This is a genomic window from Sphingomonas sp. Leaf231 (assembly GCF_001421995.1).
Classification (GTDB): Bacteria; Pseudomonadota; Alphaproteobacteria; order Sphingomonadales; family Sphingomonadaceae; genus Sphingomonas.
In genome coordinates, this window is record NZ_LMLS01000002.1 from 178,047 (window position 1) to 193,073 (window position 15,027).

The 15,027-nt window shown below is 67.5% G+C and carries 12 protein-coding genes; 5 read left to right on the forward strand and 7 right to left on the reverse strand.

Annotation, left to right across the window (positions count from 1 at the left end):
• Positions 1 to 22: 22 nt before the first annotated feature.
• Positions 23 to 1,462 carry an MATE family efflux transporter gene (locus ASE95_RS07110; protein ID WP_056633811.1) on the forward strand — a complete coding sequence of 480 codons (1,440 nt, stop codon included), beginning with the start codon at positions 23 to 25 and terminating at the stop codon, positions 1,460 to 1,462.
• 57 nt (positions 1,463 to 1,519) lie between these two features.
• Here ASE95_RS07110 and rpoN read toward each other — a convergent pair whose 3' ends face one another.
• The 5 genes from rpoN to ASE95_RS07135 form a co-directional block, all read right to left on the reverse strand.
• Positions 1,520 to 2,989, reverse strand: coding sequence for an RNA polymerase factor sigma-54 (gene rpoN / locus ASE95_RS07115; RefSeq protein ID WP_056633814.1), 1,470 nt, complete (start codon positions 2,987 to 2,989; stop codon positions 1,520 to 1,522).
• 76 nt (positions 2,990 to 3,065) lie between these two features.
• Complete coding sequence (lptB, locus tag ASE95_RS07120; protein WP_082449999.1) at positions 3,066 to 3,890, reverse strand: LPS export ABC transporter ATP-binding protein; 825 nt, start codon at positions 3,888 to 3,890, stop codon at positions 3,066 to 3,068.
• 112 nt (positions 3,891 to 4,002) lie between these two features.
• Positions 4,003 to 4,536, reverse strand: coding sequence for an LptA/OstA family protein (locus ASE95_RS07125; protein ID WP_056633817.1), 534 nt, complete (start codon positions 4,534 to 4,536; stop codon positions 4,003 to 4,005).
• A gap of 12 nt (positions 4,537 to 4,548) precedes the next feature.
• On the reverse strand, positions 4,549 to 5,181 hold the full coding sequence (gene lptC / locus ASE95_RS07130; protein WP_056633821.1) for an LPS export ABC transporter periplasmic protein LptC: 633 nt from the start codon (positions 5,179 to 5,181) through the stop codon (positions 4,549 to 4,551).
• Entirely contained in the window at positions 5,174 to 5,794 is a 621-nt protein-coding gene (locus tag ASE95_RS07135; RefSeq protein WP_056633823.1) for a ribonuclease D, read from the reverse strand. The genes lptC and ASE95_RS07135 overlap by 8 nt, the downstream gene beginning before the upstream one ends.
• Positions 5,795 to 6,062: 268 nt before the next feature.
• Here ASE95_RS07135 and ASE95_RS18495 point away from each other — a divergent pair, with 268 nt between their 5' ends.
• Together ASE95_RS18495 and ASE95_RS07145 are read left to right on the forward strand one after the other, a co-directional pair.
• A complete protein-coding gene (locus ASE95_RS18495) occupies positions 6,063 to 6,911 on the forward strand; it encodes a cold-shock protein (RefSeq protein ID WP_056633826.1) in 849 nt (282 codons plus the stop codon).
• 799 nt (positions 6,912 to 7,710) lie between these two features.
• A complete protein-coding gene (locus ASE95_RS07145; protein WP_056633829.1) occupies positions 7,711 to 9,237 on the forward strand; it encodes a peptide chain release factor 3 in 1,527 nt (508 codons plus the stop codon).
• Between the two features lie 42 nt (positions 9,238 to 9,279).
• On the opposite strand, the gene mgtE is transcribed toward ASE95_RS07145, so the two are convergent.
• Positions 9,280 to 10,683, reverse strand: a complete 1,404-nt coding sequence (mgtE, locus tag ASE95_RS07150) for a magnesium transporter (RefSeq protein ID WP_056633832.1) — start codon at positions 10,681 to 10,683, stop codon at positions 9,280 to 9,282.
• 142 nt (positions 10,684 to 10,825) lie between these two features.
• On the opposite strand from mgtE, the gene ASE95_RS07155 reads away from it, so the two are divergent.
• Entirely contained in the window at positions 10,826 to 11,254 is a 429-nt protein-coding gene (locus ASE95_RS07155; protein WP_056635861.1) for a peptidylprolyl isomerase, read from the forward strand.
• A gap of 262 nt (positions 11,255 to 11,516) precedes the next feature.
• On the opposite strand, the gene ASE95_RS07160 is transcribed toward ASE95_RS07155, so the two are convergent.
• Entirely contained in the window at positions 11,517 to 12,401 is an 885-nt protein-coding gene (locus ASE95_RS07160) for a LysR substrate-binding domain-containing protein (RefSeq protein WP_056635863.1), read from the reverse strand.
• 296 nt (positions 12,402 to 12,697) lie between these two features.
• Between ASE95_RS07160 and ASE95_RS07165 the strand changes: the two genes are divergently transcribed.
• Positions 12,698 to 14,992 (forward strand): CDC48 family AAA ATPase, encoded by a 2,295-nt coding sequence (locus ASE95_RS07165; RefSeq protein ID WP_056635866.1) that lies wholly within the window; start codon positions 12,698 to 12,700, stop codon positions 14,990 to 14,992.
• Positions 14,993 to 15,027 lie beyond the last annotated feature (35 nt).

Below are 15,027 nucleotides of genomic sequence, written 5' to 3' on the forward strand. Positions count from 1 at the left end.
TCGCCACGGCCGGGGGAAAAATATGGCGCGCGCACCGCAACGGGATCTGACCACCGGGCCGATCGGCCGAACGCTGCTGTTGTTCGCGTTGCCGACATTGGGATCGAGCATCCTGCAATCGCTGAACGGGTCGATCAATGCGATCTGGATCGGGCAGTTTCTGGGCGAACGGGCGTTGGCGGCGACCACCAACGCCAACATCATCATGTTCCTGTTGATCGCCGCGGTGTTCGGTTTCGGCATGGCGGCGACGATCCTGATCGGCCAGCATATGGGGCGACACGACCTCGCCGCGGTGCGCCGTGTGCTGGGCACCTCGCTCAGCCTGTTCACGATCCTGTCGGTGGCGACGGTGGTGGTGGGGTTGCTGGCGGCCCCCGCCATCCTGCGCGTGCTGGCCACGCCGGCGGAGGTCTATCCGCTGGCGCTCGCCTATCTCCGGGTCATCTTCGTGGCGATGGTGCCGGGGTTCCTGACCGTGTTGCTGACGATGGCGCTGCGCGGAACCGGTGATTCGATCACGCCGCTGAAGTTCATGGCGCTGGGTTCGGTGGTCGACGTCGCGCTCAATCCCTTGCTGATCCGCGGGATCGGGCCGATCCCGGCGCTGGGGATCGAGGGATCGGCGTATGCGACGCTGATCGCCAACGCCGTCTCGCTGGTGGCGCTGATCGGCTATATCTACGCCTGTGACCTGCCGATCCGGCTGCGCGGGGCGGAGTGGCGGTATTTTCGCCCGGACCCCGCATTGTTGCGGACGATCGTGGTGAAGGGCGTGCCGATGGGATTGCAGATGCTGGTCGTCTCCACCTCGGCCTTCGCGATGATCGGGCTGGTCAATCGCCACGGCACCGCGACCACTGCGGCTTACGGCGCTGCGAACCAGCTATGGACCTATGTGCAGATGCCGGCGATGGCGGTGGGTGCCGCGGTCAGCGCGATGGCGGCGCAGAACATCGGCGCGGGCGCGTGGGAGCGGGTGGACCGGATTACCCGCGTCGGCATCCTGACCAATCTGGCGCTGACCGGCGGGCTGGTGGCGTTGCTTACCCTGCTCGACCGGCATGTGCTGTGGCTGTTTCTGGGCGGTGACGGCGCGGCAATCGATATCGCGGTGCGCATCAACCTGATCGCGGCGTGGAGCTTCGTCCTGTTCGGCGTGTCGATGGTGCTGTCGGCGACGGTGCGCGCCAATGGTGCGGTGATCGGCCCGCTGGTCATCCTGGCGGTGGCGATGTTCCCGTTGCGGCTGGGCATGGCCACGGGGCTGGAGCCGACCTGGGGTTCCGACGCGATATGGTGGAGCTTCCCGGCCGGATCGCTCGGCTCGATGCTGCTGATGATCGGCTATTATCTGCATGGCGGATGGCGTCGCGCCCGCACTCCGGCGACACCGCGGGAGGGAGAGGAGAAGGTGATGGCGGGGTGCGAACCAACCGCCAAGTCGATGCCGGTGGGGTAGGAAAGGGGCACGTGGCATCGTGCGTGACCCGCCGGTGCGTCCGGCCTGCTGGCAGAATCAGGCACCTTGCAGCGCACGGGCGCGTCGGCGTTGCACCGAACTGCCGATGCCGATCGCCTCACGATATTTGGCCACCGTCCGCCGCGCGATGTCGAACCCCTTCGCGTTCAATTGCTCGACCAGCGTGTCGTCGGACAGGATCGTATCGCCTTCGCCCGCGATCAGCGCGCGGATCGCGCTCTTCACCGCCTCCGCCGATACCGCATCGCCGCCATCCGCAGCGGCGATCGCCGAGGTGAAGAAGTATTTCAGCTCGAATACCCCGCGCGCGCAGGTGAGATATTTGTTGCTCGTGACGCGGCTGACGGTCGATTCGTGCAGATCGATCGCCTCGGCCACCTGGCGCAGCGTCAGCGGGCGCAGATGTGCGACGCCTTTCAGGAAAAACGCTTCCTGCTGGCGGACGATCTCGGTCGCGACGCGGATGATCGTGCGCTGGCGCTGGTCGAGCGCCTTGACCAGCCAGTTGGCGCTGGCCAGCTTCTCCGCGAGCCACGCCTTGCCGGCCTTGTCCTGCGGCCCGTCGGCCAGTTCGTGATAGTAACCGGTGTTGACCAGGACGCGGGGCAGGGTGGCGGCGTTCAGTTCGATCGCCCAGCCGCGCTTGAGGCGCGTGACCGACAGGTCGGGGATCACCGGCGCGGGCGGTTCGCCGCCGTAACGACAGCCCGGCTTGGGATCGTAGCCGCGCACCTCGCGGATCATGTCCGCCATGTCCTCGTCATCCACCTGACACAGCCGCTTCAGCCGGGTCAGGTCGCCACGCGCCAGCAGATCGAGGTGTTCGAGCAGCCTGGCGATGCACGGGTCGTAGCGATTCACCTCACGTGCCTGGATCGCGAGGCATTCGGCCAGATCACGCGCGCCGACCCCGCTCGGGTCGAAGGTCTGGATCGTCGCCAGCACCTCCGCCACCCGCTCGGCCGGCACCCCCAGCCGCGCTGCGACATCCTCCACCGCGGCGCGCAGGTACCCGGCCTCGTCGATCTGGTCGATCAGCGCGCGGGCGATGAACAGATCGCGCGCGTCGAACGCCGCCCCGGCCTGCGTCATCAGCACGTCGGCCAGGCTTTCGCTGGTATCGGCAAACGAATCGAGGTCCACCGCCTCCCCGGTGCCGCCGGCAGGCGCGGCGGTGGATGACAGGCCACTGTGGTCCGAGGGCGAATCGTCGAAGCGTTCCGCGGCGATGTCGACGTCCAGCGACTCGCCCGCGGCCTCGCCCGCCATCACCAGTTCGTCGGCACCGGCGGGCTCTTCCCGCGCCGGCGTGTCGGTGGCGACATGGTCCGGCCCGTCCTCGGCCGGGGCAGTGGATTCGAGCAGCGGATTACGCTCCAGCTCCTCGGCGATGACGCCCTCGATCTCCAGGTTGCTCAGCGCCAGCAGCTTGATCGCCTGCTGCAGCTGCGGCGTCATCACCAGCGATTGCGACTGGCGCAGGTCGAGACGGGGGGCGAGGCTCACGCTAGCAACCGTCCCGCCGGCGAACGTTACAGGCCCCTGCCGGCATGACGGTCATGGAGGCGGGCGCTGCCATGGCCTACAGCGCGAAATCCTCGCCCAGGTACAGGCGGCGGACGTTTTCGTCGCGCACCAGTTCCTCGGGACTGCCGGTGAACAGCACCTTGCCGTCGTAGATGATGTAGGCGCGATCGACGATGTCCAGCGTTTCGCGGACATTGTGATCCGTGATCAGCACGCCGATACCCCGGTCCTTCAACTGGCACACCAGGTTGCGGATGTCCGCGATCGAAATCGGGTCGATGCCCGCGAACGGCTCGTCCAGCAGCATGATCGACGGATCGGCGGCCAGCGCGCGTGCGATCTCCGCCCGCCGCCGCTCACCACCCGACAGCGCCATCGCCGGCGCGTCGCGCAGGCGGGTCAGCCCGAAATCGCCGAGCAGCCGCTCCAGCTTGTCCGCGCGCGCCGCCGCATCCGGCTCGGCCAGTTCCAGCACGGTGGAGATGTTCTTCTCGATCGTCAGCCCGCGAAAGATCGACGTTTCCTGCGGCAGATAGCCGAGTCCGAGGATCGCACGGCGGTACATCGGCAACCCCGTGATGTCGTCGCCATCGAGCATGATGCGGCCCGAATCGGGCTTCACCAATCCCATCACCGAATAGAAGCAGGTCGTCTTGCCCGCGCCGTTGGGGCCGAGCAGCCCGATTACCTCGCCGCGCCCGACCGACACCGATACGTCGGTCAGCACGACGCGCTTGTCATAGCTTTTGGCGATCGAGACCACCTGCAGCCCGCTGCCGACCTCCGCCTCGTGGATCGGTTCCACCTGGTCCAGCCCGCTGCGATCCGGACCGCCATGGTCCGGGCCGTTGCGATCGGGCGATGTGATCGTGCTGTCCATCGTGCTTCGCCTATTCAGGACGGGGGTTACCGCTCCGTCAACGCCCGCGTGAATGGCAGGCTTCATGCATGAAGCGGGTGCGCGCGTGAAGCCCCGGCGGTGCGCGGGGCGATCAGTTGCGCTTGGGAACCGAGAAGGTGCCGGTCACGCGGCCGCCCGGCGCCTGCGTCACGTTGCCGCCGGCGTTCGACCCGCCGCCGGCGACCGACGACCCGTCGATCACCGCGCGCCCGGTATCGAGGTTGATGGTCAGGCGCCCGCCGTTCACGGTGTTGCCGGCCTGCGTCAGCCGCACCGAACCCAGCATGGTGATGACGCGGCGGTTGAGATCGTAGACGCCAAACTGGCTGCGCGCGGTCTGGCTGGGGCGCACCACCGTCACCCCGCCGCTGGCGTCGAGCCGCGATACCTGCGGATTGCCGCCGACCACTTGCCCCGTATACGCCACCGTCATCCGCTGCGCGGTCAGCGTCATCTCCCCCTGACGGACCTTGACGTTGCCCGCCAGGACCGCGCGGTTGGCGCGATCCTGCAACTCGATGTGATCCGCGCCGAAATCGATCGGGGCGTTGGTATCGTGGCGTGTCTGCGCCGCCGCGGGAACGGCGACGAGCGACAGCAGGGCGAAAGCGGCGAGGCGCGACATGCGGGGGCTTCTCTATCGTCTCGGGTTGAACCGCAAGCGGGCATTGCCGTCCAGCGTGACGGTGCGCGCCTCCAGGTCGGCGCGCATCCGGTCGCCGCGGAACGTCCCCTGCCGCACGGTGCCGGCGGCCGCGGCGGTGGAACGCAACTGTCGCGACTTCAGATCGATCACCGCATTGCTGGTGTCGAGCGTGTAATCATTGGGTCCACGTACCTTGATCGGCCCGTCGACGTTCACCTGCTCGCTGTCCATATCGTAGCGCCCGGTCGGCGCGGTCATGGTAGCCGGACCGTCCGACAGCCGCACCGCGGCGGCAAGATCGGCGATGCGCACGACCGGTTCGGCGGAGCTTTTCTGCACGGCGGACCCGGCATCCAGTTCGAACGGCTGCCCCTTGGCATCGGTGCCGCGGTACCGCGCCTGCTGAAGCTTCATCCGCTCCCTGGCGACATCGACGCGATTCTTGTCGAGCACGAACGACGCATCGCCGCCCATCGTCAGCGGCGCCATGACCAGAAAGGCGAACAGCACCCCGATCGAAACCGGCAGCGCACGATTGGCGGCCGTGATGATCCGGTCGTGCCGCCCGCCGGGCTGCGCCCAGCGTTGCCGCTCCGACCGGACCCGGAGCGCCACATCAGACATGCGCGAAGATGTCCACCTCGGGCCAGCCCGCCAGATCCAGTTCGGCACGCGCCGGCAGGAAGTCGAAACAGGCCTGCGCCAGCGCGGTACGCCCTTCGCGCGCCAGCCGCCGGTCGAGTTCCTCGCGGAGGCGGTGGAGATAACGGACGTCGGACGCCGCATAATCGCGCTGCGCGTCGCTCAGCACCGGACCGCCCCAGTCCGACGATTGCTGCTGCTTGGAAATGTCCTGCCCCAGCAATTCGCGCACCAGCTCCTTCAGCCCATGGCGATCGGTGTAGGTTCGTACCAGTCGCGACGCGATCTTGGTGCAATAGACCGGGGCGGCCACGACGTGGAGATAGTGGCGGATCGCCGCGATATCGAAGCGGCCGAAATGATAGAGCTTCAGCCGTGCCGGGTCCGCCAACACCGCGCGCAGCACCGGTGCGGCATAGTCGCTGCCGGGGGAGAAGCGGACGAGATGCTCGTCACCGCCGCCGTCCGACAATTGAATCAGGCACAACCGGTCGCGTGGGGTGATCAGCCCCATCGTCTCGGTATCCACCGCGATCGCGGCGCCGGGAGCGAACACGTCGCCCGGCAGGTCTTCCTCATGCAGATGTACAGCCATGTCCGGCCTGTAGCGACACGGCCCGCGCTCCTCAATCGCTTCCTGCGTCCTTGGTGCCGCGCGACGGAACGTGGCAACAATGCGACCGACTTGCGGCGATCGGTGGTCCGCGCCTGAAAAGATGCGCAAAACGATTCGCAGGACGGCGCAAGATGGTCTATGTGGGTGTTTGAGGTGCAGCATGTCCTGCACCCAGGGAGCCGCGTTCGCCGTCCTGCGCGTGGCCCTGATGAGAGTGTACGGGCGGACCGGGAAGACGAACAGGGTTATGGGTTACGACAAGGGCGGCCGCGGGCAGCGCGGCGGGCGTGGGCGCGACAAGCGCGATGGCTTCGGCGGCGGCAGTGACGACTTCGGCGGCGGCGGCGGCGGTTTCAGTGGCGGCGGCTTCGGCGGCGGCTTTGAAGATCGCGGCGGCGGCTTCGGCGGCGGTCGTAGCTTCGGCGGTGGTGGCGGCGGCTTCGGCGGCGGCGGCGGTGGCGGTGGTTTCCGCAGCGGCGGCGGCGGCGGCTTTGGTGGTAGCGGCGGCGGCGGTGGTCGCGGCTTCGGCGGCGGCGGTGGCGGCATGCCCCCGCAGGTCGTTGGCGAAGGCACCGGCGTGGTCAAGTTCTTCAACGGGCAGAAGGGCTTCGGCTTCATCGTCCGTGATGATGGCGGCGAAGACGTGTTCGTGCACATCTCGGCGGTCGAGCAAGCGGGCCTGTCGGGCTTGGCCGAGGGTCAGCCGCTCGGCTTCACCCTGGTCGACCGTGGTGGTCGCGTCTCGGCGACCGATCTGAAGATCGACGGCGAGCCGATGGCCGTGACCGACCGCGCACCGCCGCGTGACGGCGGCTTCGGCGGCGCAGAGCGTGGCGCACCGCGCGGCAACGCCGGCGGCGCACCGCAGCGCGAGCTGACCGGTGAGAAGGCGACGGGCACCGTCAAGTTCTTCAACGCCATGAAGGGCTTCGGCTTCATCCAGCGCGACGATGGCCAGCCGGATGCATTCGTGCATATCTCGGCGGTCGAGCGTGCCGGCATGCCGACGCTGAACGAGGGCGATCGCCTGAGCTTCGAGATCGAAGTCGATCGTCGCGGCAAGTATGCGGCGGTCAATCTCGAGTCGGGTAGCTAATCCAGCGCCTTTCTCGTGAACGATCGACGGCCCGCCCGGCACCTGCCGGGCGGGCCGTTCTCGTTTCGGCGCTGCTAGCCGGCGTCCGGGATGTGGAATGGCCGTGATGACGCTGGATGGAGCGGTCGTCGGTCGTCGGGGCGGTGGCGGTCGCATCGCCACTCGCCCGGACGCGTACAGGCTTGCGTTGCCGGGGTGCCTCCCATCGAACCCGAAGCGCTGTGACCCGCCTTATAGCCTTCAGCCGAACCGCCCGCCCGTCGCCGGTCGGCGAGCAGTCGACAACCCGGATACGTTCGGTCGGTCACGTAGGTAATCCGTGTCGGATCGTCGCGCGCGGGGGGGGGGGCGAGGGCGGGAGTCGAAGTCAACGGAGTTCCTCTGCGTCGGCGCGCTCTTCGCTAATTCGTCGGGACCATCACCCTTCCACACCGCCGGTCGGAGGGCGGAGCGGGAAAGGTGTCGGCACGTCGCGGTCACCGGCGGGGACGATGCGATTACCCGCGATCCGACAAGCAAAGAAGCGCGCTCTACCCTCCCTGGATCAGGCGTCCTGCTTGCCTCCGCAACGGCTGTGCGATCCCGACATGACGCTACGCCGAAGCGTGAAGACGGAGAGCGGCCGCCTTGAGCGCTCCACTGGACGTCATCAATCCGCGTCCACCGCGCATCCATGCCGCGCCAGCGCCACCGGCTTCATCCGTCAGGCGCCCGCATCTGTCCCTTGCCCCGGCGTCCTGCTATGCGCGCGCTCCATGCCGGCGGTGCGCCGGTGCGCTCCTGTTCTGCTGGATCCCCGATGACTTCCCCCCGCCGTACCTTTGCGATCATTTCCCACCCGGACGCCGGCAAGACGACGCTGACCGAAAAGCTTCTTTATTTCGGCGGTGCGATCCACCTGGCGGGCGAGGTAAAGGCGCGCGGGCAGAATCGGCGTGCGCGGTCGGACTGGATGAAGATCGAGCAGCAGCGCGGCATTTCGGTAACGTCCAGCGTCATGACCTTCGAGAGCGGCGGCATCACCTTCAACCTGCTCGACACCCCGGGGCACGAGGATTTCAGCGAGGACACGTATCGCACGCTGACCGCGGTGGATTCCGCGGTGATGGTGATCGACGCCGCCAAGGGGATCGAGGCGCAGACGCGCAAGCTGTTCGAGGTGTGCCGGCTCCGCTCGGTGCCGATCATCACCTTCGTCAACAAGGTCGATCGCGAGGGCCGCCCGCCGTTCGAGCTGCTCGACGAGATCGCCGACATGCTTGCGCTCGACGTCTGCCCGATGACATGGCCGGTCGGGATGGGGGGCACGTTCGAGGGCATCCTCGACCTGACCACCAATCGCATCGCGCGTCCCGAAGGTGACAGCCGCCTGTATCAGGGCAAACTGGAAGACGCGCCGACCCTTCCGCCCGCGATCGCCGAGGAGATCGAGCTGGCGCAGGCCGGCTACGCCGCCTTCGATGGCGAGGCATATCGCAACGGCGACCTGACGCCGGTATATTTCGGATCGGCGCTGAAGGATTTCGGCCCGGCCGATCTGATCGCCGCACTGTCGGGTTACGCGCCGCCGCCGCGGCCGCAGCCCGCCGAGCCGGCCCCGGTGTCTCCGGACGAGAAGGAAGTCACCGGCTTCGTCTTCAAGGTACAGGCGAACATGGACCCGCAGCACCGCGACCGGATCGCGTTCATGCGGCTATGTTCGGGTACGTTCCGTCGCGGCATGAAGCTGACGCCGAGCGGACACGGCAAGCCGATCGCGGTGCATTCGCCGATCCTGTTCTTCGCGCAGAACCGCGAGGTCGCGGACGAGGCGTTTCCCGGCGATATCATCGGCATCCCCAACCATGGCACGCTGCGCGTCGGCGACACGCTGTCCGAGCGCGCCGACGTGCGCTTCACGGGATTGCCGAACTTCGCGCCCGAGATCCTGCGCCGGGTGGTGCTGAAGGATTTCACCAAGACCAAGCAGCTGCGCAAGGCGCTGGACGACATGGCCGAGGAAGGTGTGACGCAGGTGTTCTATCCCGAGATCGGCAGCAACTGGATCATCGGGGTGGTCGGGCAGCTTCAGCTGGAAGTGCTGCTGTCGCGGCTCGATGCGGAATACAAGGTCGCCGCCGCGCTGGAGCCGGCACCGTTCGATACCGCGCGCTGGGTATCGGCGGAGGATCCGGCCGAACTGAAGAACTTTACCGACCTGAACCGCGCCGCCATGGCCAAGGATCGCGACGGCAATCCGGTGTTCCTCGCCAAAAGCGCGTGGGAAGTCGGATACGTGCAGGACCGCTATCCCAAGGTGAAGTTCGCGGCGACGCGCGAGCGATAGCGCGGCTGGCGTCATGGCGAGCGCTGCCTCGCCATGACCAAGCTAACCGCCAAGCCCCCACAAGGCGGCGAGGCCGAGGAACGAGAAGAAGCCGAGCGAATCGGTGCAGGTCGTGACGAACACCGACGAGGCGACCGCCGGGTCGACGTTGAAGCGATCGAGCGTGACCGGCACCAGAACGCCCACCAATCCGCCGACTATGTTATTGATAAACAACGCCATTGCAAAGACGATCGAGAGCGCCGGGTTGCCGAACCACAAATAGGATCCGGCCCCGACCAGCAGCCCCAGTCCGGCGCCGTTGCTGGCGGCGATGCGCAGTTCGCGTACGATCATCCGCACCGTGTTCGAACCGGTCAGCTGGTTGGTGGCCAACGCGCGGACGACCACCGCCAGCGTCTGCGTACCGGCGTTGCCACCCATCCCGCTGACGATCCCCATCAATTGCGCCAGCACCGCGAATCGCGCGATCCGTTCGTCGAACAGCCCGACGACCGTTGCGGCAAGCATCGCGGTGGGCAGGTTGATGAGCAGCCACGTCAACCGGGTGCGCACCGTGAAGCGGATCGGCTCGTTGATGTCGCCTTCGCCCGCGCCCGACAGGCGCAGCGCATCCTCACCCGCTTCCTGCTGGATGATGTGCACCACGTCATCGACGGTGATCATGCCGACCAGCCGCCCCGATCCGTCGACCACCGCGGCGGAGATCAGCGCGTATTTCTGGAAGCGGAGCGCGACCTCCTCCTGATCCATGTCGACCGGGATCAGCGTCTGTTCGCGCTGCATGACGTCGGCGATCGCGATGCTGCGCGGGGTGCGCAGGATCCAGCTGAGCGAACAGGTGCCGACCGGTTCATGCGTGGGATCGACGACGAAGATTTCCCAGAAATCGGTGGTCAGCGTCTCGTCGGCGCGCAGATAGTCGAGCACGTCGCCGACCGTCCAATGTTCGGGCACCGCGACCAGATCGCGTTGCATCAGGCGTCCGGCGGATTCCTCCGGATAGGACAGCGCCTCCTCGATCGCGGCGCGATCGTCCGGCTCCATCGCGCGCAGGACTTCGCGCTGGTCCTCCGGCTCCATGTCCTCGATGATCGCGACGGCATCGTCGGTGTCGAGTTCGCTGGCGATGTCGGCGACCTGTCGCGCGTCGAGCGCATCGATCAGCGCCTCGCGGACATAGTCGTTCATCTCCGCGAAGACGTCGGCGTCGAGCAGGTCGCTGATCGCGGCGGCAAGATCGCGGCGGCAATCCTCCGGCGTCAGCTCGAACAGGTCGGCGATGTCGGCGGGGTGGAGCGGTTCGACCAGCGAATGCGCGCCGGCGACGTCGCCGGCCTGCACCGCGTCGATCACCGCCCGGACGAACTCGGGTTTCAGCCGATCGTCCTCGTCCAGCTGGTCGTCCTGATCCTCGTACGCGTCGGTCAGCTCGGTCTCGCTCATGTGCCGGCTCCCAATTTCATCGCGACGCTCCGGCACCTAGCGTGGGCTTCGGGCATTTGCCAGTCGGGCGCGGGACCGATAGGGGCGCGCGCATACGGCAAGAAAGGACCTGCCTGTGACCGATACCTATTCCACGCTGACCATGACGCTGGACGGCGGCGACGTGACCATCCGCCTGCGCCCCGATCTGGCGCCCGAACATGTCGCGCGCATCGCCGAACTGGCGAACGACGGCTTCTACGACGGCGTGGTGTTCCACCGCGTGATCCCCGGCTTCATGGCGCAGGGCGGCGATCCGACCGGCACGGGCATGCACGGATCGGACAAGCCGAACCTGAAGCAGGAGTTCAGCAAGGAGCCGCATGTGCGCGGCACCTGTTCGATGGCGCGCACGATGGACCCGAATTCGGCGAATTCGCAGTTCTTCATCTGCTTCGACGATGCGCGCTTCCTCGACGGCCAGTACACCGTCTGGGGCGAGGTATCGGAAGGGATGGAGCTGATCGACGCGCTGCCGAAGGGCGAACCGCCGGCCAACCCGGGCAAGATCGTCTCGATGAAGGCGGCCTGACGCGGTTCGACCCGCCCCGATCGCAAGGGCGTCGGGGCGGGTCGCACGCTGGAAGTTGACAAAGCTCACACCACGTCGGCGCTGAAATCGCGGCCATCGATCCGCGCGGGGTGACAAGCGCGGACGGCGGGCGTGGAGCGGTGGCATGACCGCAGGATGCCCGAACGGCGCGGTGTAGGACAGGCTTCCGTCGCCACGGATACCGGTGCAGGACAGCCACCCCCGAAGGGGCCGCAGGCACCACGAACGGGCGCGGCGTGGCTTACCCCTGACGCAGGGTGCGGATCAGCCAGTCGCGGAAGATCTTGACCGGTTTGGTCTGTAACGCGCGCGGACGGCACGCGAACCAATAGCTGTACGGGCTGGTCACATCGATATCGAACAACCGCACCAGCCGGGGGTCGTTGGCATCCTGGAAATGGTTCTCGTGCATGAACGCGACGCCCAGCCCCTGCGCCGCAGCCTCGAGGATCAGCACGCCGGTATCGAAATAATCGATCGCCACCGGCTCCATCCCCGGATGGCCCGCCGCCTGGCTCCACGCCGCGAACGTATCGGGCATGTCGCGGTGGAGCAGCACGCTGTGCCCGCGCATCTGTTCGGGCGAGCGCAACGGCTTGTCGCCGTCGAGCAGCGCACGCGCGCCGATCGGATAGACCATGTTGCGGTCGAGCCGTTCGGCGTACAGCATCGGATCGATCTCCCGCGCGACGACGATCACCGCGTCCAGCCCCTCGCCGAGGCGCGCCAGCGCGTTGCCGCCGGTGTCGATGTCGAGGTGGAGTTCGGGATGCGCGGCCCGCAACTCGCCCAGCCGCGGGAACAGCCGTTGCGATGCATAGAGCGGCAGGACGCCCAGCCGCAGCCGCAGCACGTCGTTGCCGCTGGTCATCCCCTCGATCGCGTCGGACATGCCGTCCAGCGCGGGAGCGATGGCCGCCAGCAACCGCTCGCCATCGGCATTGGGGACCATCGCCTGATGGCGACGATCGAACAACGGGCGCGAGATGAAGCGTTCGAGCGTCTGGATACGACGGCTGAGCGCCGGCGGCGACAACGCCAGTTCCTGCGCCGCGGCCTTGATCGAGCCGAGCCGCGCGACGGCGACGAAGGCCTCGATCGCAGTAAGGGGCGGCAGGCGGCGCATGGCAGATCCAATGTGGCTGTTGCACTGCATCATGCAGCATCCGGGCACGATCCGAAACCACAATCGGATGGACAATTGCGGAAAGCGCAACTGTGCCGTTACTATATTGCACTTGCGAAGACCGGCGTCTTCCCTCACCTAGAGCAGGCCTTTCAGGCATCCTCTCCTAAAAACTTCAAACGGCCGGCCCCTTGGGGCTGGCCTTTTTTTCGTCCCTCGTCCGTCGGGTGGTGGTTCGCAAGACGGAACCCGCCACCTATCTCCTGCGCTCGGCTGCAAGCCGCGAAAGGACAGACATGGCGGATGCCGACGACAAGATGGTGAAGTTGCAGGTTGCCAATGCGCGGCCCGAGGATAGCGGGCGCGGCGTCGCGCATCTGCCGCGTGCGGTGTTCGCCGCGCTGGGCATCACCGACGGCGACGTGGTCGAGATCATCGGGAAGAAGACGACGCCGGCCCGCGCGATCGGCCCTTACGCCGAGGACGAGGGGCTGGAACTCGTCCGCATCGACGGGTTGCAGCGCGCCAACGCCGGCGTCGGATCGGGCGATTTCGTCGAGGTGCGTCGCGCCGAATCGAAGCCGGCGACGCGGGTGGTGTTCGCCCCCGCGCAACAGAATCTACGCCTGCAGGGATCGACCAGCGCGCTGAAGCGCACCTTCTTCGGCCGACCGCTGTGCGCGGGCGATATCGTCGCCACCGCCGGGCACCAGCGCGTCCAGAACATGCCGCCTGGAATGGAGCGGTTCGTCAACGCGCCGGCCTATGCCTTGCAGGAGATCCGCCTGCTGGTGGTGTCGGCCAGCCCCAAGGGTGTGGTGCATATCGACGAGACCACCGAGATCGAGCTGCGCCCCGAATATGAGGAGCCGCAGGCCACGCGGCGTGCCGACGTCACCTATGACGATATCGGCGGCATGGCGGCGACCATCGACCAACTGCGCGAGATGGTCGAACTGCCGCTGCGCTACCCCGAGTTGTTCCAGCGGCTGGGCGTCGATCCGCCCAAGGGCGTGTTGCTGCACGGGCCGCCCGGCACCGGCAAGACGCGGCTGGCGCGCGCGGTGGCGAACGAATCGGATGCGCAATTCTTCCTGATCAACGGGCCGGAGATCATGGGCTCCGCATATGGCGAGTCGGAGCAGCGGCTGCGTCAGGTGTTCGAGGAAGCGACCAAGGCCGCGCCGTCGATCGTCTTCATCGACGAGATCGATTCGATCGCGCCCAAGCGCGGGCAAGTGTCCGGAGAGGCGGAGAAGCGGCTGGTCGCGCAATTGCTGACGTTGATGGACGGGCTGGAGGCGCGCGCCAATCTGGTGGTGATCGCGGCGACCAACCGACCGGAGGCGCTGGACGAGGCGCTGCGCCGTCCGGGACGGTTCGACCGCGAGATCATCGTCGGCGTCCCCGACGAGCGCGGACGGCGCGAGATCCTGGGCATCCACACCCGCGGCATGCCGCTGGGCGACCGGGTGGACCTGGACGAACTGGCGCGGATGACGTTCGGCTTCGTCGGGGCGGACATGGCGGCGCTGACCCGCGAGGCGGCGATCGAGGCGGTGCGGCGGATCATGCCGAAGCTGAACCTCGAGGACCGAACCGTTCCGTCCGAGGTGCTGGACACGCTGGCGGTGACGCGCGAGGATTTCACCGAGGCGCTCAAGCGCGTGCAGCCGAGCGCGATGCGCGAGGTGATGGTGCAGGCGCCGACCACGCGCTGGTCCGACGTCGGCGGGCTGGACGACGCGCAGATGCGGCTGAAGGAAGGCGTCGAGCTGCCGCTGAAGACGCCCGATGCGTTCCGGCGGCTGGGTATCCGCCCGGCGAAGGGCTTCCTGTTGTACGGGCCGCCCGGCACCGGCAAGACGTTGCTCGCCAAGGCGGTGGCGCGCGAGGCGCAGGCGAACTTCATCGCGACCAAATCCAGCGACTTGCTGAGCAAATGGTATGGCGAGAGCGAGCAGCAGATCGCGCGGCTGTTCCAGCGGGCGCGACAGGTGGCGCCGACGGTGATCTTCATCGACGAACTCGATTCGCTGGTGCCGGCGCGCGGCGGCGGCCTGGGTGAGCCGCAAGTGACCGAGCGGGTGGTGAACACGATCCTGGCGGAGATGGACGGGCTGGAGGAATTGCAATCGGTCGTGGTGATCGGGGCGACCAACCGGCCCAATCTGGTCGATCCGGCGCTGTTGCGGCCGGGGCGGTTCGATGAGCTGATCTACGTCGGCGTGCCCAGCGCCGCGGGGCGTCGGCGCATCCTCGATATCCAGACGCAGAAGATGCCGCTGGCACCGGACGTCGATCTCGATGCGGTGGCGGCGCGCGCGGACCGGTTCACCGGTGCCGATCTGGAGGACGTGGTGCGGCGCGCCGGGTTGATCGCGCTGCGCGAATCGCTCGACACCCGCGAGGTACGACACGCGCATTTCGAGCGCGCGCTGGACGAAAGCCGCGCCAGCGTGACTCCGGAAGTGGAGCGCGATTACCAGCAGATGGCGGCGCGGCTGAAGCAGGAGGCCAATTCGATCCAGCCGATCGGCTTCATCGCGCCGGGGCAGCTGACCGCGCGGCCCGGCGGCAAGATCGGGTAAAGCACGACGGTCGGGGTGGGCCTCGCCCGCCCGCC

Excerpts from the sequence above, each read along its gene's own strand:
- ASE95_RS07110 (WP_056633811.1), top strand. The coding sequence starts at position 23 with ATGGCGCGCGCACCGCAACGGGATCTGACCACCGGGCCGATCGGCCGA.
- lptB (WP_082449999.1), bottom strand. The coding sequence starts at position 3,890 with ATGGACAGCACGATCACATCGCCCGATCGCAACGGCCCGGACCATGGC.
- ASE95_RS07125 (WP_056633817.1), bottom strand. The coding sequence starts at position 4,536 with ATGTCGCGCCTCGCCGCTTTCGCCCTGCTGTCGCTCGTCGCCGTTCCC.
- lptC (WP_056633821.1), bottom strand. The coding sequence starts at position 5,181 with ATGTCTGATGTGGCGCTCCGGGTCCGGTCGGAGCGGCAACGCTGGGCG.
- ASE95_RS07135 (WP_056633823.1), bottom strand. The coding sequence starts at position 5,794 with ATGGCTGTACATCTGCATGAGGAAGACCTGCCGGGCGACGTGTTCGCT.
- ASE95_RS18495 (WP_056633826.1), top strand. The coding sequence starts at position 6,063 with ATGGGTTACGACAAGGGCGGCCGCGGGCAGCGCGGCGGGCGTGGGCGC.
- ASE95_RS07145 (WP_056633829.1), top strand. The coding sequence starts at position 7,711 with ATGACTTCCCCCCGCCGTACCTTTGCGATCATTTCCCACCCGGACGCC.
- mgtE (WP_056633832.1), bottom strand. The coding sequence starts at position 10,683 with ATGAGCGAGACCGAGCTGACCGACGCGTACGAGGATCAGGACGACCAG.
- ASE95_RS07155 (WP_056635861.1), top strand. The coding sequence starts at position 10,826 with ATGACGCTGGACGGCGGCGACGTGACCATCCGCCTGCGCCCCGATCTG.
- ASE95_RS07160 (WP_056635863.1), bottom strand. The coding sequence starts at position 12,401 with ATGCGCCGCCTGCCGCCCCTTACTGCGATCGAGGCCTTCGTCGCCGTC.
- ASE95_RS07165 (WP_056635866.1), top strand. The coding sequence starts at position 12,698 with ATGGCGGATGCCGACGACAAGATGGTGAAGTTGCAGGTTGCCAATGCG.